The following is a 26283-nucleotide window of genomic DNA, read 5'->3' on the forward strand; positions in this document are numbered from 1 at the left end:
ATAGTCATCTCACCAATCAAATGTCGTTTCACACGAAAAAAAGCCAAGAACGTCATGTTCTTGGCCCTTCCCATTAGTTAATGTTTCACGGTAATTTTCTTCTTCTCAGACGTCAACGATAATCCTGTTTCATCTGTACCCGTCACGGTCACATAGTAGTCGCCGTCTGGGTATTCTTCACCAGGGTACCATTTCAATCCATAGATGGAATGTTCGTTTTCAATATCTGCATATTCTAACACATTGCCTTCTGCATCAGAAATTTCAAAGTGCCAATCCATTCGTTTGTAACCAAAGACCAGGATGGACGCAGGCTTATCTTCGTTGATGTTAGTTCCAGATACATGGAAGTAATTGATAAATGGATCTGCATGCAGCAGGTCTTCATTACCTGTATATCCAACGCCTACATTACGGAAATTATCCATTGCTGACACCATGACAATTTCAGGTTTTTCATCAGAAATGACCTCTTTGGAACCAGCTGCCACGCTCTTGCGTTTGCCATTGACCCAAATGAAGCTTCCAATATAGCCGCTTCCTTTTTCTATGACATCCCATGTAATTTTATACTTTCCATCCTGTTGATCGGTTATTTTTATATTTTCAACAACAGGTGAGACAGAATCCAGACTAAAAGGTATTTTCGTTTGTTGAGGCTCGGCTCCTTCATAATTCAACGTACTCTCATATACATAATAATAGTTTCCATCAGGAAGAAGGTTACCTTCATCATCTGTACCGCTCCATAAGATTCCATCAAATTTGTAATAGTAATCCCGGTAGCTCATGATATTCTTTCTAAAGGTATAAGGACTTCCATCTTCCGTATACTCACTAAAATCAGTTATGTTGGAAACTGTATTTCCTTCTTCATCTTGGATACTAAAGGACATTTCTTTCAAATTACGAAATGCAGTAAATGAAGGAAAAATACCCGATGCAACCGAATTTGAAGAATAACCAACTGCTTTTTTATCAAATGTATCTGTCTGTTGATCATAGCCGAGTGGAAGGTCGAACATGTCATTCCACAATACTGTATATCCTAAATAAGGATCTCCGTTTACAGGACTCTCGTCTATGTTATCGAGTGAATCCCAATCACCGTAAAAGCCCATATAAGGCATAGTTAAGGAAGGCGCTTCTTCATTCTTTGGTACTAGTCTGACAAAGCCTTCTACGAACTGATTTTCACGGAATTCTTTTGGAAGTTCAATTGAAACGTTTACTTCTACATCCTTGTCTTTAACTGAAACCGACGTACCGTTTTGATTGGTCACCACTTTACCATTCACTTTAACTGATGCGCTCTCTACTCGCTCGCTGGATAGAGTCAGGTACTCGTTACTTCCGTCTACAACTCCATCTTTGTCTATGTAAAATTCCTTCGTTACCGTACCATCTTTTAATACGTCGACATAAACGTCATATTCTGCAGGCTTTGCTAAGTTAACTGCGAAAGGAACTTCATATCTCTCATTATGATCTTCTTCGTTAACAAATGTGATATAGCCTTCATATATCCCTTCTTCAGCTGATTTAGGAACACTTAAGAAAACATTTGTATTTTTTGACTTCCCAGCTTTCACTTTTACCTTGTTTGAAACAGAAAGTTGTACACCATTTTTTTCTGCGTCATTGGACAGATCCGTATATTCAATTATTGACGTAAACGTTTTATTTTCTGAACTTGAGTTAGAAATGTTAAGTTTGGCATTCTCACGGATATGAGAACCTTCTAAATACTTCGTCTCAAAGTTTAGATTGTCCATTGATCGACCGCTAACTTCGATCGTAATATCAGAATCAACCTGGTTACCTGTTTCTTCCTCGTCTTTGAATACACTAAATTTTTTGACTTGTAATGGTTTCACATTTAAAGAAAAGTTGAATTTATTTTCTACTTCTTTTAACGCAACAGAGCCCGCTTGCTCTAAAGAGGCGTCATTGTTTGATATGACTGCTGGTGTCGAGATTGCATTCTCGATTTGCATTAACCCGGCCCCTTGTCTTCTTGGGGAATAAGGAACCGTTGAATTTGGCTCATATTGAACGGACGACGTATTCATTAAAGCAAGCTTTGCTTTTAACGCTGTTTCCTCGGATTGATTAAGTCCCCTATCGTACATTGATTGCAATAACAAAGCCGCTCCAGCAGCAACGTGTGGACTAGCCATCGATGTTCCACTATACGTTTCATATTGGTTATTGAGGACGGTTGAATTAATTTTCCCTCCAGGTGCTGTAATTTCAGGCTTAAAGCTTAAGTCAGTTGGAGCACCATATGAAGAAAAGTGTGACATAGTTTCCGTTTCAGTATTTTGCACCCAAAGTCCTTCATCTGACAATTCAGCAGTCAACTTTTCTCCATTTTTTAGCCTTTCCACCAATTGTATCGAAACATCTTGGTCCGTTGTCACGGCTGGAATGGAGTTAGTAGTAAATCTCAATGTAGAATATGGTGTAAAGTCACTTGGTGGTATAACCATTAGAGCTGCAGCACCCTTTTTCTTTAAATCATGTTGAAGGGTAGTGTAAGTGGAGTATCTTCCTGGTTTGGCAATAACAATTTTCCCTTCCAAGTCCAAACCTTCCAGATGTTTCCCAAATCCTTCACCTGCGAAAATGAGATCATACTCCTTATCGGCTTCTAATGTATCAATCAATTTTTTCGCGTAAGGGGATATCTGATATCCTAACAAGCTTCCATCACTTAGACGAAGAGCATCGACTTTCATCTGATCATTCTCTGAAGAAGCCACTTGCAGGGCATAAGGTGTCACTCCAGGATCTCCGACAAGTCCGATATCAGGGTTTTTAGCTAATGGTAATTGAGACGTTTCAAGCAGGTTCTGCTTTGTACTGTAAGCAGCATTTCCTGCCGCAGCTACTACAAGTACTCCCTGTTCAGTAGCATACTTGATCGAACGTTGAACAAGATCATCAGGGTCTACCATTCCTGCATCTGATCCTAAGCTTAAATTAATGACATCTGCTCCGACTTCCACTGCATGATAAATTCCAGCTGCAATGTCATCATCATACGCACCGCCACTATTATCCGAGAATACCTTCTCAGCTAAAAGCTGTACATCCGGGGCTACACCGATTGCTTTTTTCTGAGACTCTTCATATGCCCCGACAATTCCGGCTACATGAGTTCCGTGGGAATCACTTGAAGGAATAACATCATTATCTTTATCTGCCCAGTCATAGCCAGTAGGTACTTTGTCTGTATACCAGACATCATTTACATCTGTTTCATAGAGTTTTGCTTGAATATTCTCTTCATTATACTTTGCATTCAACTTCCCCTTTTCGGAGAGTTTCATGGCCTCATGGCGATAATCGATTCCTGAGTCTACAATCGCAACGACCATGCCGTCTCCACTGTAATTGTATTTAGTCCATACATTCATCGCTTCCACAAGTTCATTGCTCTTTACATCCATATGTTCATACGTTTTCGCGATGCGGATATCCTTTACTCCGTCTACCACTTTGATCTTTTCCGCTTCCTTCATCGTCGTTTCCATACTAAATCCGTAAAAGCCTGTGTGATATGTATGGATCACTTTCGAAGAACCATCTCTTTTTTTCATAAACGTATTCTTTACTTGTTCTACCTGCTTTTCAGGCAAGGATTTTGCCTTTTCATTTACATCGACTTCGACAATTAAACGAACTTTTTCGTTTGGATCAATAGAAGTCCCATCCTGTCCATATAATGGATGTTTTCCACTATCTTCAACTAAATCAGCCATAGGAAGTTCAGCTTTTTGTGTTTTTGGAATAGCCGATTGTCCATCTTTTGAAAAATGGAATTCTGCACCAACGGGTGTTACAAAGCTGCTTAAAAGTAAAACGAACATTAATACAATAGATAACCTACTTTTCAAAGAACCCTTCATCTTCTCACCCTTTTGTATAATTTTCATTCTTTACTACACATGATGAAGAAACTTAGAAGTAGATTAGGATTATGCTATAGTACAGCATAATTCCTAGCCAATCACGTAATATTGCTATTTGATGGATGCGCCAACTATCAGTAGAAGACATGGATAACAGATACATGTCGCCTATACCTTTGTGTCTAACTTCCTCCTCCCTTTTCTATTAATCAAGAAATAGTGAGCACCTCTTATACTCGTTCTACTGAAACTAAAAATTTCCTATTGGGGGAAATAAAGAGAAAGTTTTATAAAATAATAGGAACTTTATCCTTGAATGCTTCATGAAATGTTTGTATCTTACCTGTTGAAAGTGACAAAAGAATGGAAAAACAATTTGTTCATTGGGGAAAAATCCTCGAATTGTTGAGGAAAATGAAAAATGATAGGATGAAGGATCAATTTATGATCAATAAGTCTCTTATCTGTTGATAAAAGCTTCTATAATAAAATCCCCCATTTCTTTACAATAAACATTTGTATTCTATAATAAGTAATAGGTAAAAAGGGTAAGGATGGTACTTGTAGTATCATGCTGTTTTCGTAAACCTTTTTATTTTTCAGCCAAGAGGGCAGTGGTCGATTTCCGCTTCAGTCAACTATGAATGTTTCCACTTGTCAATCGCTGAATCAATCCACAAAAGTAGAATTCCATTCTTCATTAAAACTGAATTCATTTTCACTCTACTCTAATTCTTGGAGGAAATACTATGACGACGATTATTGACAAATTAAAGTTAACCAAATATCAAAATATGGCAGTACTTCTTCAGCCCGATGATTACTCTATCTTTACAGGCATGCCGACGTCTCTTTCTGAGAATCACGATGCTATCTTTATATTTGTTAAAACGATTGATGAAATGGTAGAACATTTAAACATTATCCTTCAGAACGAAAAAGTCCTGCTTCCAAAAGGGTATCTGTTCTTTGCCTATCCCAAAAAAGGGAATACTCGATTTGACACCTATATTCACCGTGATGAGATGTTTCCGGCATTAAACGTTGGAGAAGATGGTTATATCCTGAACAGTGATATAAAGTTTTCGCGTATGGTGAGTATGGACGATGTCTTTACGGTTGTCGGCATGAAACGTGAAAAGAAAAAAGTAGCGAAGACCCCTGCATCCAGTCAATGTGTTGCAGATTATGAGGAAAATGTAAAGGATGTTGAAGTATTACTTAAAGACCATCCTGCAGAGTTAAAATTCTATCAAAACCTGACTCCTGGTTATCAAAAAGACTGGGCGAGGCAAATCTTTTCGGCTAAACAGCAATCCACACGTGACAAAAGAACCCATCAGATGATTGAAATCTTGTCTGAAGGATATAAGACGCTGGATTTATATCGCAGAAAAAAGAAGTAGGAAAAGAGAAACGAGTGAGTCGACTTTGTCATTCACTCGATTTTCTCTACCTTCTTTAAGATGACGAAACCCTGCTTCTTTCATGTCCTCCATTTCTCTATCAAGGATTGAACCCCAATTTTTCCATTTCAAAAGTTGGAAAATTGGATTGGACTGTTTAATACATTAGAATAAGCATTTACTTAGCACAATTTTCCTATAAGAAAAGAGATGCCCTTAGTCTTAGGACACCTCTTTCACTTTTCTTGTTTATTTCTCTAACTCAAGGCCAATTGAACGGAATAATTTTTCCAGAGTCACCTTGCCGTGCTTTTCTTTTGGTTTTTTATTCTTTTTGGCATCTGGACCTTTTTCTAAGAAATTCTTCTCTATCAAACGCAGATCCGTTTCATCTACTTTGCCATCTTGATTCAGGTCACCTTTGTTTACTCCAACGCCTTCTTTTCCGTAAGAGAAGACTGTGATGATGGCATCATTAATATCAATCATATGATCTCCATCGACATCACCCGCAAGATTCATCTTGTATCCTGCATTAACATATCTACCCAAATTCTCACCTTCCAATTCATAACCAGGTATGAATGGTGTATAAGCCTTTAAATGTCCTGGGATTTCCACGACGACATTGTATATCTCACGTGAAGCCGGGACTCCATAGATGATGTATTTCCCTTTTGAATCGATGCTGCCCTCATATCTATCACCATCCGGGGATAAAGCATATACCTTCGCTCCGATATTCTGAGCTACACCAGCTGGTAAAAAGAGATTGCCACTACCACTTTCCTTCAAAAATGCTTCAGGTTTAATAGTTCCTTCCACCCTTGAATGATTGGACACGAAATCAAAGGATGAAGTGCTGTAATATGGAAGAGACACAGCACTCTCTTCACCGGTCTTTGTGTAGCTTGACTTTGTGACATCAAGTTTGTCATATCCATAATACCAGTCATCCCTATAGTTTTTGAACGTTACGTCCACTAAAGGCATGTCCCCATCCAACCCGGAGAACCCTTCTCCGTTCAAAGCAGCTCCTACCGTGACAGTCTTGTAATAACCTGAACCGCTCTCAACCGGATCATGAAGTGAGGCTTGAAGTCCGTTTTCTTCTGCATAAGCTTTAAATTCATCGTTCAGCTGCGCCGATTCGAATGAGTACATTTCCCCTTTATACTGAATCGTGTACTCTCCGGAAGCAAAGCTTTTTACGTTATTCAAGCTCAAAGTCATGGTGACTGTATCACCTAATCTGACTTCTTCTTTATTATAATCAGATGTTACATACTCAGTGCCTTCCTTCATAAAGATATATCTTGAGTAATTGACGTTTGCCGCAATATCGGTAGCTGCCAAACTTACCCTTAATGGTTCTTCTGCAATATCCGAAGGCTCTATACCAAACTGAGTATCCCCTTTAGAATCCGCTGTAGGGAAACAACAGTTGTAGTATTCACGGGAGCCAGTTGCTATCAAGAATTTGTTCGATGATTGATCATAGTCCATCCCTTTTGATTGCAATACGTCCACTGTTTCATCCTGCACATTTCCATGGATCCAGAAGGCATTCTCCTCAAACTCTTCTGTATACATATCTTCACTGATTTCATACACACCAGGAGCTTTATCGAAGTTCACTTCTGGTTTTGTATTATCAACGATGACAGGAGTATCAATCGTATACGTCTTTCCTTCTTCATCATACCCAATGAACTCCATTTCATAGTCACCTTCCGGCAAATCTACCATTTGATCTGAGATCGGATGTTTGTTGTCACCGGTAAATGGATAAACGTTTCCAGTGAAAACAGCACGAATGTAATACCTGTAGTCAGGCTTTGCATTCGCTTGTTTGAGGGAAGCAATGAATCCAATTGCATCACCTGATTGTCCATCTTTCACCACAATATCTATCCTCGTCAGTGGATTATTCATTTCAAATGCTGCTGAGATGTATGGATTGTAGTACTGCCACTTAGGTGTATTATTTGCTACAGTTGGTCTATCTGTTTCAAGATAGTCGAACCCTTTTTCTGTAACTCGAATCGCAAACGGAACCTGGTACGTCTCGCTCGCATCACTTGCATTCGTCAAATGAATATACCCTTCATAACGGCCTTCCTCTGCATCTTCCGGAACCGTGATCGTTGGTGAAATTTCTTTCGAATCGCCGGCGGCCACCACTACACTTGTAGGAGTGTTTAAAACAATTCCGTTTTCTGCTGAATCCTTGATGCCGGTACGTTCACCATGGTATTCGACTTCTACCTTGAATGACTTTTCTTCTTCACCATTATTCTCGATGATCATGTTGCTGTCTGCTTTAATTTCATTATCCTCTTTGTAGTGGCTTCCGAAAGAGATGGATGCGGTCTCTTCATCAATCTCTACCTCTTCACCGTTTTGATTTAGATTTTTTGTTTTATCCATCACTTTGATGGATACATCGGCATGAACAGCATTATAAGCATCTATGCGTCCGGCTCCCTGTTCGAAAACGGATACGTCACCATTTAAGTCTTCTGCTGTATTCATCAAGGCTGCTTTTACATCAAACGGAGTATAATCAGGATTTTCTTGAAGCATTAATGCCGCTACACCTGCTACATGAGGCGTTGCCATGGATGTTCCCTGAAGGCGGGCATATGCGGCAGAATAGTCTTCCCCTTCTTCCGGACTATTGATATATTCAGGAATGGTTGAGAAGATCGCTACCCCAGGTGCTACAACATCCGGTTTAATATCATAGCTTCCAGCCACAGGTCCTCTTGAGCTGAAGCTAGCCAGGTTATCCCCCTCTGTTTGAACAGTCGCTAATTCCCCAAACGCAATGGATGCGTTATCACCTAACCCTTTCAAACGCTCACCATCCGCTTTTGTCATACGGAAGGTCGGGATATATTCTGATCCTTCTCCCAGATAAGCCTGAATCTCTCCATCTATATTATTGTAGATGATGACAGCTTCTGCCCCTGCTTCTTTCGCATGTATCATTTTGTCCACAAAGGCAATTTCACCTCGCTGAATCAAGGCGATTTTACCCGTTAAATCTTTCCCTTCGAAGTCAGCTTCATAACCTAGTCCAGCAAAAACCACTTGTTTGGACTGGCTTTGAAGAGATGTCAAATCATCTGAAAAATTCTTCCCTAGTAATAAAACGTTCTCAAATGTTTCACCATTTACACTCATGGATTGGAAAGTAGGGATATCCATGTCAAAATCACTTGCCCCAACCGTAATGCCGAGGGCTGCTGCACCTGGAGCCCCAAGTGTTCCTTCTTCCGGTCCACTGTTACCTGCAGCCACTACTACTACCACACCAGAGAGCATCGCATTGTTAACTGCAACGGAAGTCGGATATAGCGGATCATTCGTTGCAGCACCCAAAGATAGGTTCATGACGTCCATGTCATCGATGACAGCTTGCTCAATCCCTGAAAGGACACTTGTGGCTGTTCCCGAACCATAAGGACCAAGAACTCGATATCCATATAAATCGACATTAGGGGCTACTCCTTTCACCGCATAGTCGACTGTATTTTTCTGTTCGCCACCAATCGTTCCTGAGACATGTGTACCATGTTCAGTATAGTAGGCTGTTCCAGAAGCAGGATTGACCTCAGGTTTACCTGAATTCTGCCAATCTTCATAGGTGGTTTCCATAGGGTCATTATCGTTATCAATGAAATCATATCCACCCTTATAGGCATCCTGCAAATCAGGGTGATGATAATCAATTCCTGTATCGAGGACTCCGACTTTAATTCCCTCACCCGTTATATTTTCATTATGAAGCTTGTCCACATTGATTTGTGGAATACTGTCCATCATTTTGGATTCGGAAGCTTCCCCTTTCATTTCCGGAAGATCAAGCTGAACGACTTCATCTTTCCATACCCGTTTCACTACTCCAGAGCTCAGCAAACTCTTAATCTCATTCCCCGGGATGGACATCGCTACACCATTGATGGCAGAACGATATTCCTTCGTGATTTTTGCCTCTTGTAATTGTGGGCTTGCACTCTTTTTATTTTTCATAGACTGGAAGTTTTGTTTAAATTCACTGTGAGATTTCTCTACCTTTTCAGCCGCTGCTTTCGTAGTCGTACGAACCCCTTTAGCCGCCTGCTTCATCACTTCAACTTTCGCAGGTGCCTGTTTAAATTCAACGATTACATCAACAAGCCCTTCGCTTTCCGTATTGATATTCGGAGCGATTTCAAAATCCGGTTTTGCTTCAATCTGTTTCAGAGCCTTTCTTTGCTCATCCGATAGACTCATCAACGTCTCTTCTACATCTTTGATTTGTGTAAATTTAGACGTACCAGGGGCACTTTCTGCCATAACGTTAAATGGAATTCCTGATGTACCCATTAGACTTGCAGCCAGTGCAACCGTCAAAATTTTAGCTGAACGCTTCTTGTTCATACTCTTCCCCCTCTGATATTCATCCGTGACGCAGATTTGTTTACAACCTAAATAGTAATCTTTTTCTAAGAATCTGTTAATTGGGAAAATTCTTAATACATTTCGACACTTCTCTCAAGTTCCTTTTCATTTCATGAAGGCATTATCGTAACGTAAGAGTTCAGGGTAGGGCAAAGTTGGGAAAGTTTCTGATGAAGAAGTAATTATACCTATATAGTCATATTCCCATTCAACAAAACAGGCATATTTTACTATTCAAGAAAGATATTTATCACCTATTAAAAGTTCAAAAAATCAAAAACAAGCAACCTTTAACAGTTGCTTGTTTAACCTTTCATTTAGATTGGTTCATTATGATTAAAGATCAATTTTTTTAATAGCTCATTGGATAAATGAAGGTACTGATTGGAAGAGATCAGGTCTCCTTTTTCTTTAAAATATACCCCTAATCGCTCTGAAAATGTTGCTGCCTTATAGAGATCATATTGTTTCATCATAGGCAAGCCACGATCGATTAAAAAATCACTAAGCCGTTTGTCATCCTTTATTGCATCTAAATACAACACCATTAATTCTACATATTTACTGGACTGCTGATCTTTAAAATCTCTTAAATTCTCCTGCAAAAGATTGATCGCCTTCTCACTCTCTTTCAAGTCCAGCAATACTTGAACCAATTCCACCAATGTGCCATAATAACTGATTGTTTGCTTCTTTTTCAGTTTAAGTGACTGTGAGAAATATTCTAAAGACTCTTTTAGCCTACCTTTTTTTCTATTTAACAAACCGAAATTATGAAGAGCTGTAATCTTTGTTTCGTTATCTTTTAACATCTCTGCATCGTTTAAAGCCGTATGCAGCATGACTTCTGCACGTTCAAGATCGTTAATATAAATTAAATTAGCTGAAAGTCCTATTTTCACATGAAGGATCCGTAAGATATTCCCTGTGTTCTGAAAGATTCGCAAAGCCTTGTAGGAGTAGTGAAGAGACAACGTAAAATGCTTTAATAGCCCATGATTGGCTGCTTTATAATAATAATAATCTGTCACTTTTTCACTATACAGATCGGCTTTATCCTCTATTTTATCAAAGATGGTAATCGCCTTGGAATATTGCTGTTTCTGTCCATAATAGATCCCCTGAAAGAACTCCCAGAGATACTTTTCAAACGAAGAAAACTTGCTCATATTCTTTTTCAACCCAAACGATGCGTGTTCATACTCGGTCGGGTTATTTGTGAATAATAGATATCGAAGCATGTATAGTTCATATAAGTAAACCATTTCCGTACATTGAATATAGTCTCTATGCTTTTCTAACTCTTGATATAGTCTTTCGGCATGATCTCGATGAAGTCTTTCGATCGCTTCATAGAATTGGGCCAGCTGCCTTTTTAAATACAGCGTTTTTGCCGTTTCCTCTTCAATCGATACACCGAGTCGTTTACAAAGTAATTCTAATGTTTCCAGGTTCCCCTCTTTAGAACTATTCTCAATCTTACTTAGATGAGTCGTTGAACATATCCCTTTGCAAAGTTGCTCTTGTGTTTTATTTTGTTTTTTCCGATGATAGTAAATGATCCTGCCGATAGACATCGTTTCACTTCCCCCTTGTATATATCTATCATTATACATAGGATATTGGTATCTTATAAGCTATTAATGGTAAGTATTTATCCTCATCCAGGCAGATAATATATACGGATTATGAATAATTATACATATTTACCTTGAATAGTAAGTTGAATTCGACGTTAAAATTTCAATATCTACCCAAGTACTCTCAAGAACTTAGTAACGAACTTGTCCTTATACACATACTATATTGAAGTACTAACTATATATGGCAAGACCCAATAATAGAGTTAGTAGTTTATATTTTATTAATATTCCGAGGTGATTTTATGGCTTTTAGTGTTAAGTTAAATAAACCTTTATATACGCAAGTGAATTTTCAAGAATATATTCAAATCTGCGCCTACTCTACAGAAGGAACCTCTAGAGATACGAAGATATTAATTTCTCTTTCAAATCCTGATCATGTAGACGATGTTGTATTTACTACATCTGACGGAACCATTGTTCCATTTAATGTTAACGGTGTCTTTATTTATGATGATGTGATACTGAACTCGTGTGCAAACCGTTTCGGGAGGTTTCTTAAGCCTGGAGAATACGTGTTTACTGTAGCTTTACTTGATCAAACGACGAATGAATTGTTAGACGAAGAAATTGCTATTTTTAAAGTATGTCCTTCTAAATATCCACACCGGTCCACTGACAAACATCGTAGCTAGATACACATTTGGGTCTACCTGATTTCCCTTTACTCGTAGTTTTGTTACCCAATCCCCTCCTTTCTCGTATGCTTTAAAACGTAAAAAGAAGCTGGCTATGATCTATGAGCCAGCTTTATATCTTTAATTATTCAATTCCCAACTCAGTTTTTATGTCTTTTAATGTCTGGCCTTTATATTTATCCTTTGGCTTTGGAGCGTTTTTCACCCCTGGATCTGTTTCCATGTAGTTAAACTCTACTAATTCAAAGTCCTTTTCATCTACATTTCCGTCAAAGTTTAGATCAGCTTCTTGTTTATCCGTTCCCCAGTTTTCTTTAAGCGCAAGGGCGTCTAAAATATCAATCACGCTATCTTGATTAATATCTCCTGCATCTTGCGTTCTGAGGGCAAGGTCACTCCAAGTTGCGACAATTTTGTCTTCTCGTTGTTCATACACATGAAATGTCGTGTTAACCGGGAAGTGACCGGGAACCTTTACCGCCATGTTAAATGGCTTATCCGTTACAGGAAGCTCTACTCTGAATTGATTATCATTTTTAATTTCACCATCAAACACGTTTCCTTCAGAATCTGTTACATCTATGGTGATTGGAGCATTTGAGAAATCCATCTCATAGTCAAATTTACCATCCGTACCATAGAATCCTTGTGGTACGATTCTTCCTCTTACCTCTGAATGGCTTCGTAATAGTTCCGTAAACTCCCCTTCATAGTAACCTCGCAGGTTTGTATCTGTACCCGTTACATTCGTATACGTTCCAGAAAGGGTTGGACCTGTAATAAAGCTTGTTTTGTTATAGTTTGTATCTTGGGCTTCAAGAGTGATTTCTACAACCGGAATATCACCAGTTGCCTCCACTTCGGAATTCTCGTCAATGGATACGTCAATGTCTATTTGATTTGAAGATGCGCTTTTCTTCGTCACTACTTTTTCTAAACTGGAATGTCCGTACTTTTCGAAATCCGGATGAATCTTTACATCGACCAATTTCAGCTGGTTCGTATCATACGTTGTAGAGAAATGGATATCGCTTAATTTCTCCACATTCTCTGCTGATAAAGTATACTTTACCAGGTCACCAGCTTTTGCTTCATCCTGATTCATCGATGCCGTTACGTAAGGAGTACCTTTTGGGACAAAAAAGTTTATAACCGGTTTACTAAAGTTACCCACTGAGTCATATCCAAAGAATCCTAATGGATAGACACTCAAACGACTATTCATTTGAATTTCATCTGAAAGATTTCCATTTGCGTCAGGATATAACATACCAGTTGGAAACGAAGATCCGTAGTAATATTCAATCCCGTTCTTGGATTGATCGACTTGTAATCCCGCCGCTTTCATATCCTCAATGGTTTTATCATAAAGTTTCATAGAAAACGCCATCGTGTCTTCTACATTCTCATATTCATAGACACCTGTCGGTAAGGAGCTTGAGAATTCAGCAGCTGTATTATCGATATACGTATCGGCTTCAGATGTAAAGGTCTCACCTTCACTGTTTACCCCCACCAACTTAAGTTTGTAATGACCCTCAGGTGCCATCGTCGGATTAATGGAGATGGAATGATCCTCGTACGGATAATAGTTTCCTGAAAACGCATCATTCAAAATAATCCTCTGTCCTTCTGGAATACCTTTAGAATTGATGACTCCCACTAACCCTAAATCTTCATTCGTTTTTCCATCGACCAGGACAACACTCAGTTGATCCATTGGTGATTTAAGGACGAAATCCATTGGAGTGAATTGGATTACCGGCCTGAATTGATTATTATCTTTTGTAGAAAAATTTAATGCATTGACGTATTCGATGCCTTTTTCAGAAACACGTATGCCGAATGGAATTTGATAGTTCTCTGACTCATCCGCTTCGTTTACGTAATGGATATACCCTTCATAGTACCCCTTTTCAGCTGATTTAGGGACATTTAAGAATACATTCGTTTTCTTCTTCTTTCCGGCTTTCACTGTGAGTTTCTTATTAAAGGATACTTGTACACCATTTTCACTGGCATTGAGAGACTGGTTAGTAAATTCTACTTTTCCAACAAATGTTTTGTTTTCTTCACCGTTATTCTCTACTAAAATCGTACGCTGGTTTCGGAGTGATTTTTCACCCACGTATTGTAACCCGAAACTCATACCGCCTGTTACCTCATCGATGGTCATACGTTCCCCGTTCTGAAGATTGGTCGTCTCATCTATGACCTGGAAGTTCATATCCGAATGAATCGCTTCATAGGGGTCTACTCTACCGGCGCCCACTTCATACACACTGTAATCACCATTCAAGGGATCTGAAGTGTTCATCAGGATAGACTTGATATCTTCCGGCTTATACTCCTTGTTCGATTGTAAGAGGAGCGCTGAGATTCCTGCAATATGTGGTGATGCCATGGATGTCCCGGAAAGTCTGGCGTATGCATAGTCATAGCTACCGTTTTCTTTATCATTTATATATGAAGGAACTGTTGAGAGGACCCCCACACCTGGCGCAGTGATTTCAGGCTTAATATCATAGTTAGATCTAGATGGCCCCCTTGAACTGAAATCTGCCAATCGGTCACCCTCCGTCGTGATGGCTCCCATATCGCTAAACGTGAAATCCTGATCTGATTCCAGGCTATTTTTCAATGCTTCTCCATGTTCTTTCGTCAGTGTGAAAGTCGGTATGAAGTCGACTCCTTCTCCCAGGTAATGAGGGATTTGCCCTTCTTCCGCATTGTTGTTATAAAGTAGGATTGCTTTGGCTCCTTTCTCTTTAGCCACTTTGATCTTGTCAACAAAAGCAATTTCACCACGGCTGATCAAAACGACCTTTCCAGCTACACTTGGTTTCCCATAGTAATCTGTGTTTTTCCCAAGACCTACATCAACCACAGTTGAACTCAGTCCTTCAAATTCCTCTAATTTATCACTATAATTTCTAGCCATCAACTGAAGATTGACTTTCTCAGAACCATATTGTCCATTAAACGTCGGAATATCTACTGGGACATCACTTGCTCCGACGGTCAGAGCCAGTGCGGCTGTTCCGGGAGAACCTAAAGTGAAGGCACCACTACCGGAATTCCCTGCGGATACCACAGCGGTGACACCGCTTAGGACCGCATTGTTAACCGCTATACTAGTCGGATAAAGCGGGTCATTGATCATGGCTCCAAGAGACAAATTGATGACATCCATACCATCTTCAATGGCTCGGTCGATTCCCGCAATGACCCCCTCACTTGATCCACTTCCATAAGGTCCAAGAACACGATAGGCGTATAGATCAGCTTCAGGTGCAACACCCTTTATATGATACTCGCTCTCATTATCTCCTTCCCCGGCAATGGTTCCTGCGACATGGGTCCCGTGTTCAGTATAATAACTATTGCTACCTGCAAATTCTGGATTTCCTGACTTTTTCCAATCCTCATATGTGGCTTCCATTGGATCATTATCATCGTCTACGAAGTCATATCCACCTTTATATACTCCATCAAGATCGGGGTGATTGTAATCAATCCCAGTATCGAGCACCCCAACCTTGATGCCTTTACCCGTAAATCCTTCCTTATGTAATTTATCGATTCCTAAATGAGGAATGCTTTCCATCATATAAGGTTTCACTTGTTTATTCTCTTGATTTTCATCTATAACAGGAGGCTCTACTTGTACTTCGACATCGCTCCAAACGGACCTTACTACGTCTAAACTCAACAATTCTTTTACTTTGTTGGCAGGCAGCTCCATGGAAACACCATTCATGGCATTTTTGTAGGTTTTTCCAAGCTTGTAGCCTTTAGCATTCTTTCCTTTAAACATGTTAGCTACATTGTTTTTAAATGTTTTTTGATCCATTTCTATATTTGCTTTCGCGTCAGTTGAAGAAAGGTTTTTCCCTTCTAATTCTGCTTTTAATTTAGCTATTTTCTCAGGGTGATGGTCCAATTGTACAATGACTTTGATAGGCTCCTCACTTTCCAGATCTACGGTTTGTGATAAGTACAATCCTTCTCTTTCAACAGACTGCAGCTGGTTATAGTTTTCCAGTTGTTGCGTAGTCATGCTGGATAATACTGATTCAATTGTGTCCGGTTTTTCGGCTAATACATTGATACCTGGTATATTGGCTGAGCTTATAATCATTCCGGCTCCCAATGCACAAACAAGAATTTTCTTTTTTGGATTCATGAAATGGTGGCATCCCCTTTTATCTAAATTTTCTAACATTTAGAATATAGCATAGGGCCATGGAGTGGTGTATGGGGGGAATAAGGCAGGAATATAGTCCCTACTGAGATAGGGACACCTTTAGAAATAATAGCTGTTAAAACATTTTGATACAGGATTTATGAGTTTATAGTGATTAATGTATAAACCAATTAAACCCTACAAAAGTCTTATGGTTGTAGTATAAGGAGAATCAGACCGCTAATAAACTTTCCCAAGTGTTCTTTCTAAAAATAAGAAAAGAGAAACCTCCCCTATTCATAAAGGGAAATTTCTCTTCATTTGTTATTCTGGTTAAAACCTATTCCCGATCAAATAACACTCGTCCCGCAATCCCCGGATTCGTCATTTCATAAGGATTCAAAATCAAATCAAGCTCTTCCTCGGTCAGCACATCATATTCCAGACAAAGCTCTCTCACTGATTTTCCTTTAAGAATGGCTTCCCTGGCGATTCTGGATACGACTTCATACCCTAAGTGAGGATTCACAGCTGTAATGATTCCCACACTATTTTCAACATATTCCTTCATACGTGTTTCGTTCGCTTCGATCCCGACAAGACAATTGTCCGTAAAGCTTCTGAACGCATTGTTCATGATACTGATGGATTGAAGGAGGTTGAATACGAGTACTGGCTCCATCACGTTCAGTTCAAGCTGGCCGGCTTCTGACGCCAAGGAGATGGTCTGATCATTCCCCATGACCTGGAAGGCTACTTGATTGATCAATTCCGGCATGACCGGATTCACTTTACCAGGCATAATGGAAGAACCAGGCTGTCTTGCCGGTAATGAAATTTCACCAAGTCCGGCCCGTGGCCCTGAAGCCATCATGCGCAGGTCATTGGCGATCTTGGACATATTGACCATACATACCTTCAATGCAGCCGAAACTTCCGTGTATGCGTCGGTATTTTGCGTAGCATCGACAAGGTGCTCAGCCCCGGTAAGTGGCAAACCACTGATATCAGCCAGATGCTTCACAACACTCTTGATATAAACAGGATCCGCGTTTAATCCAGTTCCTACTGCAGTCGCCCCCATATTTACTTCATAGAGGTGATCCCGAGTTCGTCCGATCCGTTTAATATCACGCTCCACTACCCTGCTATATGCTTCAAATTCCTGGCCAAGGCGAATCGGGACAGCATCCTGCAGGTGGGTACGTCCCATTTTAATAACGTGATCAAACTCCTGTGCTTTCTTTTTAAAGGCGTTCAGCATATGTTCCATGGTGATAAGAAGTTTCTCTACTAATTTCAGAGTGGAGATATGGATGACTGTCGGGAATACGTCATTCGTTGACTGTGACATATTCACATGACTGTTCGGGCTTACCTTGCCATATTCCCCTTTACGATGGGACATGAGCTCAAGGGCACGATTGGCAATGACTTCATTAGCGTTCATGTTGATGGAAGTCCCTGCCCCTCCCTGGATGGGATCGACGATGAAGAATTCATGAAGCTTCCCTTCCAATATTTCATCAGATGCTTGCACGATGGCTTGACCGATCCCGTCATAAAGACGTGTGGTTTCCATGTTTGCCAGTGCTGCCGCTTTCTTCACGACTGCCAAGGCATCGATCATCTCTTTATGGATTTTGTACCCCGTAACCGGAAAGTTTTCCACTGCCCGTAAGGTCTGAATTCCATAGTACACATCTTCAGGTACTTCTTTTTCTCCAAGAAAATCTTTTTCGATTCTAAATCCACTAGTGACATTTATCATTTTTTTCTCCTTATTTTCGAATTACAGTTACTCTAATTGATGATTCTATCAATTCCTGACACAGGAGGCAACGATTAATGCCAAAACCCCAATAATTTCATTACTCTCCATAAAAAAAACGCATTTCTTAAGAAATACGCTTGAATGAAAGATATTGGGGTTTAACACAATATTTTATGACACCCTTTTTATCCACAAAGTGTCTCAGGCTCTGAAGCAAAATCTCGCTTCCTTTTTGTAAAATTTTTTGATTATTCATTTTTTTATAACTAGTATTGATGTGATGATGATACAATAAAAAATGTAGTCATTATAATCAATAGGAGTGATAGACATGTCAGTCAATGTTTACCTTAATTTTAATGGAAATTGTCGAGAAGCCGTTGAGTATTATGCAGAGGTATTCGGTACCGAGCCACCACAGATCATGACATTTGCGGAGGCACCTCCCCACCCTGATTATCCCCTTCCTGAAGAAGCTAAGAACCTGGTATTACATACAAGACTGACAATCGATGGCAGCAACGTCATGTTTTCAGATGTGTTTCCTGATATGCCTTTTGTAGAAGGTAACAATATCACCCTTGCTCTGGTAAGTAAGAATACTGAAGAGTTAACGACCCGTTTCCACAAATTGAAAGAAGGCGGTAAAGTCGATATGGAGCTTCAGGAGACGTTCTGGAGTAAGTTGTACGGTCAGGTTACCGATAAATTTGGTATTCAGTGGCAGTTTAACTATGAGAGTGAAGACGTGTAAATCGTTTTTTATTTAGTCATCAATTGATTAAGGTTATAGAAACTTTAACGTTTCTATAACCTTTTTTAACATTCGCTGGCTCAACCAATGTACATCATAGCTTTAAGCTTTATAGTGATTTCATCCAGGGCATGTTTGGCTCCATCCACCGTTCCTATCATGTTAATGAAACTATGGACCATATCTTCATAATGCAGCAGCTCTACATTTACGCACGCCTTCTCCAGACGTTCACCGAAAGCCAACCCTTCCTCTCTCAGAGGGTCAAATTCAGCTGTAACAAGCAGTGTTTCTGGCAAACCGTCCATTGAGTGTACTCTTAGGGGTGAAACATATACATCCGAGCCTTCAGAAGGATCATTCAAATAGTGTTGCCAAAACCATTTCATTTTTTCGTTTGTTAGATTGTATGTATGATTTTCCCTGTAAGAAAGTGTGTCAAAGTTATAGTCCATAACCGGGGTGATGAGTACTTGAAGGAACAACTTGTATTCTTCATAATCCCTGAAGTATATGGCAGCAGCGGCCGCCAAATTGCCTCCCGAGCTTTCACCACCAACGGCGATTTTAGTTATGTCCCCTTTTAATCTTTCCCCATTCCTAAATGTCCATTTAATGGATTCAATTACATCCTGAAACGCTGAAGGATATTTATGTTCAGGGGCGAGTCGATAACCGACAGAAACGACGACGATGCCGGCATGCTTAGAAAAATACCTGCATAGGTTATCTGCGCTATCCAAATCTCCAAATACCCAGCCTCCCCCATGAGAGTAAATGAGGACAGGGTAAGGACCCTCTCCACTTGGTGTATAGATTCGAACCGGAATGTCATGGCCCTCTGATGAAGGAATGAAGGTATCTTCAACCACTAAACCATCGACGGAAATTGTCGTGAAGAATTCTCTGGCACTTTTATAGTATTCTCTGGATTGCTCTGGAGTCAGAATATCCAATGGGGGATGATTAAGTTCTTTCATTTTCTCACGAATCGTATGTAATAGTTCGCTTACTTGAGGATTAAGAGGTGCCTTCACTTTCATCAAACTAATTCATTCCTTTGCGAATTCATAGATTTCAGCCACTCTACCTGAATATTCTCATCCTTCATTTTCTCAATTACCGAATCTCTCTCTCCCACAATCAACGAAGCTTTTTTATTCTGTAGATTAATTTTGCTTATTACTTCCCCTCCCAATTTTTTTAATATTGGTATCACAATCCGATTGCGAATGTCAGGTTCTCCGATAATTCTGCTTGCATCCTTATAGTGATCAAATAAAAAAATGATCATCGCTCTAATCATTGAAAGTCCGTCTTCTCTATTTAAATATGCTCTGGGACCAATCAATAAGTGCATACCTAAATCTCCATTCTGATACTCATAGAATTCCTTGATTGGATCTTTTTCAATGGAGTAGGCAATCAGGTAACACACTGGTTCTCCGTTATATGTTCCTATGTAAATATCTTTATGATCTGCTTCGATAGACTGCTTTAACCAATGTTTAAACTCTGACATCGGCAGGTTCAACTTCCAAAATGGGGCAATATGAGGTTGATGCATCCATTCATGGAGAGTGGACAAATCCCGTTCGAAATCCACCGGACGGAACAAGAAGTTGTCTGCCTTGTCCCCTTTTATTATAAAGAATTCTGATTCATTAACTGTTTTAATCATGGCCTATCCCCCTGTTCATTCACGTATTCAACTATAGTGATAATGATTATCATTATCACATATATTGATATTATATGAATTTATGATTACACTTGTCAACCAACCTTTTGACCTATGTATACTTTCTGACCAGACTTTGCGAAAAAAGCCAACAATAAAAAGGCTCTTTTCGTGTAGTTTGTTGCTATTGTAGAGGAGAAAGTAATAGTTGATTTCCGCTCCAGGATGCTCCAATCAACTTTCTAAGCATGTATCCTTAATGGAAATCAATAATAACAAGAATTTTAGCAAACAATCTCATTTAAGGTACATAGAGATTGAATTTCATTTTAAGAAAGAAGGTATTTTTTTAGTGACATTGTTTTCTTGCACACCTTGAACTTCTATCATGAAAATACTGTTTAAGATGGTGAGGGGAACTGCGCAGACTCCGGCGGATTTTGGGCGTGTCGGCTAAGCTGAAGAGGCTCGGCCGAACGCTAGCTGCAAGCGGAGCAGTTCCCCTCACCATCCAGCATAAACTGGTTGACAGAGCCCTGGCAGATTCTATGCTAGAAAAAACAACAATCTTTTCGAAAAGAGCCAATAAAAAAAGAGGCTGCTGAAATAGAATTCAACAACCTCTTTCGGTCAATCTTTAATGCATATTGCTCAATACCCAAATCGATCCAAGTACAATTACAAGGGCGATAAATGCAGCTGACATCATTTTTCCTACCTGCCATTTGCCTTCTCCTTCTGTTACGTGCATGAACATAAACAGTTGGATTGCCGCCTGGATAAAGGCAAGAACAAATACAAGAGCAACCATCACATTGTATGCCAGTCCTGCATATAGTCCGAACCAAACGGCTAAGAATGTCAATGCAATCGATAAGACAAAACCAATGATCTGTGTCCAAGGAATACGACTATGATTCGCTGTATTGTGATCCATTATCCCACCATCCCTAGTAAGTACACGCTTGTAAACACGAAGATCCATACAAAGTCCAAGAAGTGCCAATACAAGCTGGATACAAATAGTTTTTTAGCGGTATCTGGATTTAAGCCTTGTCTTTTCACCTGGAACATCACAAGTATGATCCATAGGATACCTAATGATACGTGTAGACCATGCGTACCGGTCAATAGATAGAATGAAGACCAGTAAGCATTGGTTCCCATGGCGGCTCCCTCATGGATCAGATGAAGGAATTCCGTGATTTCCATGTAAAGGAACCCTGCGCCAAAGAGCAATGTGATGATCAGCCAGACCATCATCCCTTTGACATTTCTTCTTCTTAATTCATTTATTGATAACCCTGACGTGAAACTACTGATTAATAATAGTAACGTCATGATGATTGTATTCTTCAGATCAAACACTTCAGATGGAAGCGGACCTCCAACCGTGCCGCTTTCAAGGGCAAAGAATGTCGCGAAAATAGTGGCAAATAGAGCTACTTCCGCACCCAGGAAAACCCAGAATCCAAAAATATTCAGTTTGCCGATCTCCGATTGATATTCAAGTGGCGTATTTGGATCTACATTCGTACTATGTGCCATATTCACGCCTCCCTCTTATACGGATTTTCTGCTTTTTCTATTTCTTCCACACTTACATAGTAACCAGCGTCCTGTTTGTGTGAGAATAGTGAACGGTAGGCCATGCATCCGAAGATACCGATAAGGGCAAGAATCGCCATCCACCACAGTTCAAACACCAAGCCAAATCCACCAACGAAGAATAACCCGGACATGATGAATGGTGTCCCTGCATTGCTCGGCATATGGATCGGTTTATATTCTACCTTTTCAGGCTTACCGGAGTCTTTACTTTCTTGCTTCATATAGTAGAATGCATCCGCACTCTTCACTTCAGGAACATGAGCGAAGTTATAATGAGGTGGAATCGCCGAACTAGTTGCCCATTCAAGCGTACGTCCATCCCAAGCATCCCCTGATAGTTCCCGTTTGGCAAAACGGTAGCTGTAATAAACGTTATAGACAATGATCATGAATCCTACTCCCATTCCGAAAGCCCCGACAGAAGAGATGACGTTCAATGCCATCCAGCCGTCTTCTGGTCCGTACGTGTACACACGTCTTGGCATACCGGAAAATCCTAAGACGAATTGCGGTAAGAAACATACATTGAAACCGATAGAGAAGAACCAGAAAGCCCATTTCCCTATGCGTTCATTCATCTTATGTCCAAACATTTTTGGATACCAGTACACGAGTCCTGCGAAGCAGGCAAATACCACACCGGCAATCAGCGTGTAGTGGAAGTGAGCAACCAGGAAGTAGTTGTTGTGATATTGGAAGTCGGCTGCAGCCATACCGAGCATGACCCCTGTCACTCCACCGATCAGGAAGGTGGGAATGAACGCAACGGACCACATCATGGCGACGGTAAATTCAATCCGTCCCTTGTAAAGGGTACCCAGCCAGTTGAATATCTTGATCCCGGTCGGTATGGCAATCGCCATCGTTGAAATCGAGAATACACTGTTAACCGCAGCGCTTCCGCCCATCGTGAAGAAATGGTGAACCCACACAACGAAGCTTAACCCTGAAATGGCTACAAGTGAAATGATCATCGATTTATAACCAAACAATGTTTTTCTTGCAAATGTTGCAATGATTTCTGAAAAGATACCGAAAGCAGGCAAAATAACGATATATACTTCCGGGTGTCCCCATAACCAGAATAAATTCGACCAGAGCATCGGATTCCCGCCTGCTGTCAGCGTGAAGAAATGCGTACCGAATAATCGGTCAAATGTCATCAACGCCAATGTCACCGTTAAGATCGGGAAAGCAAATACAATGATGAATGCTGTGATCAATGTCGTCCATGTGAACATCGGCATACGAAGAAGCGTCATGCCTGGTGCACGCATTTTGATTATCGTGACAACAAAGTTGATCCCCGTTAATAACGTACCAATTCCGGAAATCTGCAAGCCAAGAAGGTAATAGTTAATTCCCGGTCCGGGACTCCCTTCAATTGCCAATGGTGCGTAGTTCGTCCATCCGGCATCCGGTGATCCACCGAATACGAATGACATATTGAAAAGGATCGCCCCAAACATGAATGACCAGAAACTTAAGTTATTCAGGAATGGAAAGGCGACGTCTCTTGCCCCGATTTGCAGGGGAACGACGACGTTCATTAATCCCAATAGAAATGGCATCGCCATGAATAGAATCATGATCGTACCATGAGTTGTAAAGATTTCATTGTAGTGCTGTGATGATAAAAATTCATTGTTAGGCACCGTTAATTGCGCCCTCATTAAAAGGGCATCGACTCCTCCGCGGAAGAGCATGATCAATGCAGCAATAATATACATGATCCCGATTTTTTTATGATCAACACTCGTGATCCAGTCATTCCACAGCCATTTCCACTTTTTAAAGTACGTAAGGGTCGCGACGATCCCTATTACAGTGAAAACGATGGAAATGTTGGCTCCAAGAATCAATGGATCATTGAGGATTAAATTATCTTTAATAAAATCAAACATCTAGAGTCCTCCTTTCTTAGTGCTCATGTCCTTCGTTATTTTCATGATCTTTATGCTCTTCTTCGTCATGGTTATCATGGTCTTCCTTGTCTCCGTGATCACCGTGACCACCGTGATTTCCATGACCTGACTCAGCATCTTTATCCGCACCATGTGAAGAGGCCTCCACACCATACTTCTCACGGATCGCCATGGCATATTCAGAATTCTTTCCATGGTCAACAAAGGCTAAATGAGTGGATGAAAAGGTCATTTTATCAACCGTGTCAGGCAGCATGAGTTTTTCATATGTTTCTTCCGTTAATTTTGGCTCATTTTCCTGAGCATCTTGAACCCACTCTTCATACTTCTCTTCTTCTAACGCAACAAAATCAAACTTTTGGTGTGTCATTCCTTCACCAGTGAAGTTTGAGTTTCTTCCATCATAAGTACCCGGCTCATCAGCCTGTAAGTATAAATCATTCACCATTCCCGGCATCCCATAAATCTGTCCGCCAAGTTGCGGCACCCAGAAAGAAGCCATGGAATCAGCAGCCGTCACTTTGAATAAAATCGGATGATCCTCGGGAACGTTGATATAATTAACGGTCTCAATCCCTTCCTCCGGATAACTGAAGATCCATTTCCAATCCGCAGCAGTAGCATGGATCACAATCGGATCTTTATGAGCTGTTGCTTTTGGAGCTTCCTTTAATTCATATAATGCCTTTGTATTTGGGATAGACAAGGCAATGACAATCAATACAGGAATAAGCGTCCATATAATTTCTAATTTCGTACTCCCGTGCATTTCGGGCTTGTAATCACTATCCTTTTTACTGCTACGATATTTTAGGAGAATAACAGTAAAGAAGGAAAGAACGACCACCATAATGCCAAGCATATAGTAGATTGACAGCATGATCAGATCTTTCTGCAGGGCCCCAACAGGTCCTTTCGGATCGAGAATGATCATTTCACTTCCCGAACTGAATATAATGATGAAAAATAATGAAACCAGACTGATCAACACAATCAAGTATGGCTTGAATTTATTAAACATAGGGAGTTCACCTTCCTTTATGTCGGATTTATCACTGTAGACCTATACTATCAAATTCTATTAAAAGGTACCCTTGTTTCACTCAACTTTAAACAGATTTTCGAAATTTCGTCGAAGTTTATTCACAGAACGGTAACAATGTTGGAAAGAAATGCTCACAACTCAAAAAAATAACTCTCAAAATTATTCGAGAATAATTTTGAGAGCGGTTTATGGATCGATTATTCAGAATAATACAGATTTACACAATAACCTTCTCCTGCAATTCACCTTTTATTACTCCCTTACAGAGTAGGAATTAAAAATTGCATGAATTACATATAGTGTAAAGATGAAGAAAGGCGGGATAATATGAGCGAGGTACAGCGTTTATTGGATGATATGGACCTGCGAGCTTTACATTTGATCGAGGAATGGAACAGAGCATGCAATCTCAATCAGCTTCCGATTTGTGAAGAGACCATTTTATATAGCGATCATTTGGACAATTTCGTCAATCAAGTTGAGCAAATCAAAATGAACCGTAACCTGATTGATCATCATACGGCACATCAACTGGAACTAACCTATTTCAGTTTAACTGAACAATGGAAAACAATAGGGATTATAAGGGAAGACCTTGAGAAGAGAAATCACACTCCAACACCCATTGGGGGACATAAACTGCCCCGGCTCCCTTATTCCTATGAAGCCCTTGAACCTTACATCGACCGGAGAATCATGAGGCTCCATCATGATAAACATCACCAAAGTTATGTAGATGGGCTTAATAAAGCTGAAAAGGAAATGGAGAAAGCCAGAAAAAAGAATGATTATTCATTGATTAAACATTGGGAACGAGAAGCGGCATTTAATGGAGCGGGACATTATTTGCATACAATCTTTTGGAATGTAATGGCGCCTCAAGGCGGCGGCAAACCTCAAGGCGCATTTTTAACTGAAATCAATCAGTGGTTTGGAAGTTTTGATCAATTCAAGCGTCATTTCTCAGAAGCAGCCAAAAATGTAGAAGCCGTAGGATGGTCAATTCTCATATGGTCTCCCCGATCGAACCGTCTTGAAATATTACAAGCGGAGAAACATCAAAACCTGAGCCAATGGGACGTCATTCCCCTCCTCGTACTGGATGTCTGGGAGCATGCCTATTACTTACAATATGAAAATAACAGAGGGAAATATGTAGAAAATTGGTGGAATATCGTCAATTGGAAGGAAGTTGAAAATCGTTACAACGAAGCCAGAAAAGTAAAATGGAAGGCTTACTGATCGGTAAAGTGA

15 protein-coding genes are annotated in these 26283 nt (G+C 40.1%); 4 read left to right on the forward strand and 11 right to left on the reverse strand.

The features are described from left to right. Positions 1–77: 77 nt before the first annotated feature. Positions 78–3941, reverse strand: coding sequence for a S8 family serine peptidase (locus tag ACXAF2_RS08710; RefSeq protein WP_475138197.1), 3864 nt, complete (start codon positions 3939–3941; stop codon positions 78–80). Between the two features lie 725 nt (positions 3942–4666). Here ACXAF2_RS08710 and ACXAF2_RS08715 point away from each other — a divergent pair. Further along, the gene (locus ACXAF2_RS08715) at positions 4667–5323 is read left to right on the forward strand and encodes a YdeI/OmpD-associated family protein (protein WP_475138198.1); all 657 of its coding nucleotides are present in this window, start codon (positions 4667–4669) and stop codon (positions 5321–5323) included. Positions 5324–5572: 249 nt separating this feature from the next. Here ACXAF2_RS08715 and ACXAF2_RS08720 read toward each other — a convergent pair whose 3' ends face one another. Further along, positions 5573–9751, reverse strand: coding sequence for a S8 family serine peptidase (locus tag ACXAF2_RS08720; protein WP_475138199.1), 4179 nt, complete (start codon positions 9749–9751; stop codon positions 5573–5575). Positions 9752–10089: 338 nt separating this feature from the next. Beyond that, positions 10090–11349 carry a helix-turn-helix domain-containing protein gene (locus ACXAF2_RS08725; protein ID WP_475138200.1) on the reverse strand — a complete coding sequence of 420 codons (1260 nt, stop codon included), beginning with the start codon at positions 11347–11349 and terminating at the stop codon, positions 10090–10092. A gap of 308 nt (positions 11350–11657) precedes the next feature. Between ACXAF2_RS08725 and ACXAF2_RS08730 the strand changes: the two genes are divergently transcribed. Continuing rightward, positions 11658–12050 carry a hypothetical protein gene (locus ACXAF2_RS08730; RefSeq protein WP_475138201.1) on the forward strand — a complete coding sequence of 131 codons (393 nt, stop codon included), beginning with the start codon at positions 11658–11660 and terminating at the stop codon, positions 12048–12050. A gap of 127 nt (positions 12051–12177) precedes the next feature. Here the strand turns inward: ACXAF2_RS08730 and ACXAF2_RS08735 are convergent, their stop codons facing one another. Next, a complete protein-coding gene (locus ACXAF2_RS08735) occupies positions 12178–16239 on the reverse strand; it encodes a S8 family serine peptidase (RefSeq protein WP_475138202.1) in 4062 nt (1353 codons plus the stop codon). A 340-nt stretch (positions 16240–16579) separates the two neighbouring features. After that, positions 16580–18010, reverse strand: a complete 1431-nt coding sequence (aspA, locus tag ACXAF2_RS08740) for an aspartate ammonia-lyase (protein WP_475138203.1) — start codon at positions 18008–18010, stop codon at positions 16580–16582. A gap of 334 nt (positions 18011–18344) precedes the next feature. Between aspA and ACXAF2_RS08745 the strand changes: the two genes are divergently transcribed. Continuing rightward, positions 18345–18767, forward strand: a complete 423-nt coding sequence (locus ACXAF2_RS08745) for a VOC family protein (protein ID WP_475138204.1) — start codon at positions 18345–18347, stop codon at positions 18765–18767. Positions 18768–18847: 80 nt separating this feature from the next. On the opposite strand, the gene ACXAF2_RS08750 is transcribed toward ACXAF2_RS08745, so the two are convergent. From ACXAF2_RS08750 to qoxA, 6 genes are all read right to left on the reverse strand, one after another. Then, the gene (locus ACXAF2_RS08750) at positions 18848–19810 is read right to left on the reverse strand and encodes an alpha/beta hydrolase (RefSeq protein WP_475139163.1); all 963 of its coding nucleotides are present in this window, start codon (positions 19808–19810) and stop codon (positions 18848–18850) included. Continuing rightward, entirely contained in the window at positions 19810–20448 is a 639-nt protein-coding gene (locus ACXAF2_RS08755; RefSeq protein WP_475138205.1) for a GNAT family N-acetyltransferase, read from the reverse strand. Before ACXAF2_RS08755 ends, ACXAF2_RS08750 begins: the two co-directional genes overlap by 1 nt. A gap of 637 nt (positions 20449–21085) precedes the next feature. Continuing rightward, positions 21086–21385, reverse strand: a complete 300-nt coding sequence (qoxD, locus tag ACXAF2_RS08760) for a cytochrome aa3 quinol oxidase subunit IV (RefSeq protein WP_475138206.1) — start codon at positions 21383–21385, stop codon at positions 21086–21088. Next, positions 21385–21996, reverse strand: a complete 612-nt coding sequence (qoxC, locus tag ACXAF2_RS08765; protein ID WP_148970166.1) for a cytochrome aa3 quinol oxidase subunit III — start codon at positions 21994–21996, stop codon at positions 21385–21387. Before qoxC ends, qoxD begins: the two co-directional genes overlap by 1 nt. Positions 21997–21998: 2 nt before the next feature. Further along, a complete protein-coding gene (qoxB, locus tag ACXAF2_RS08770) occupies positions 21999–23963 on the reverse strand; it encodes a cytochrome aa3 quinol oxidase subunit I (protein WP_475138207.1) in 1965 nt (654 codons plus the stop codon). 16 nt (positions 23964–23979) lie between these two features. Next, positions 23980–25005, reverse strand: coding sequence for a cytochrome aa3 quinol oxidase subunit II (qoxA, locus tag ACXAF2_RS08775; RefSeq protein WP_475138208.1), 1026 nt, complete (start codon positions 25003–25005; stop codon positions 23980–23982). Between the two features lie 351 nt (positions 25006–25356). Here qoxA and ACXAF2_RS08780 point away from each other — a divergent pair, with 351 nt between their 5' ends. Further along, a complete protein-coding gene (locus tag ACXAF2_RS08780; protein WP_475138209.1) occupies positions 25357–26271 on the forward strand; it encodes a superoxide dismutase in 915 nt (304 codons plus the stop codon). Positions 26272–26283 lie beyond the last annotated feature (12 nt).

The sequence above is a fragment of the Rossellomorea sp. ABR4_004 genome (genome assembly GCF_056159585.1).

Coding starts and splice junctions, on each gene's coding strand:
- ACXAF2_RS08720 (WP_475138199.1), bottom strand. CDS start 9,751: ATGAACAAGAAGCGTTCAGCTAAAATTTTGACGGTTGCACTGGCTGCA.
- qoxA (WP_475138208.1), bottom strand. CDS start 25,005: ATGTTTAATAAATTCAAGCCATACTTGATTGTGTTGATCAGTCTGGTT.
- ACXAF2_RS08715 (WP_475138198.1), top strand. CDS start 4,667: ATGACGACGATTATTGACAAATTAAAGTTAACCAAATATCAAAATATG.
- ACXAF2_RS08725 (WP_475138200.1), bottom strand. CDS start 11,349: ATGTCTATCGGCAGGATCATTTACTATCATCGGAAAAAACAAAATAAA.
- ACXAF2_RS08735 (WP_475138202.1), bottom strand. CDS start 16,239: ATGAATCCAAAAAAGAAAATTCTTGTTTGTGCATTGGGAGCCGGAATG.
- ACXAF2_RS08755 (WP_475138205.1), bottom strand. CDS start 20,448: ATGATTAAAACAGTTAATGAATCAGAATTCTTTATAATAAAAGGGGAC.
- qoxB (WP_475138207.1), bottom strand. CDS start 23,963: ATGTTTGATTTTATTAAAGATAATTTAATCCTCAATGATCCATTGATT.
- ACXAF2_RS08750 (WP_475139163.1), bottom strand. CDS start 19,810: ATGAAAGTGAAGGCACCTCTTAATCCTCAAGTAAGCGAACTATTACAT.
- aspA (WP_475138203.1), bottom strand. CDS start 18,010: ATGATAAATGTCACTAGTGGATTTAGAATCGAAAAAGATTTTCTTGGA.
- ACXAF2_RS08745 (WP_475138204.1), top strand. CDS start 18,345: ATGTCAGTCAATGTTTACCTTAATTTTAATGGAAATTGTCGAGAAGCC.
- ACXAF2_RS08780 (WP_475138209.1), top strand. CDS start 25,357: ATGAGCGAGGTACAGCGTTTATTGGATGATATGGACCTGCGAGCTTTA.
- ACXAF2_RS08710 (WP_475138197.1), bottom strand. CDS start 3,941: ATGAAAATTATACAAAAGGGTGAGAAGATGAAGGGTTCTTTGAAAAGT.
- qoxD (WP_475138206.1), bottom strand. CDS start 21,385: ATGGATCACAATACAGCGAATCATAGTCGTATTCCTTGGACACAGATC.
- qoxC (WP_148970166.1), bottom strand. CDS start 21,996: ATGGCACATAGTACGAATGTAGATCCAAATACGCCACTTGAATATCAA.
- ACXAF2_RS08730 (WP_475138201.1), top strand. CDS start 11,658: ATGGCTTTTAGTGTTAAGTTAAATAAACCTTTATATACGCAAGTGAAT.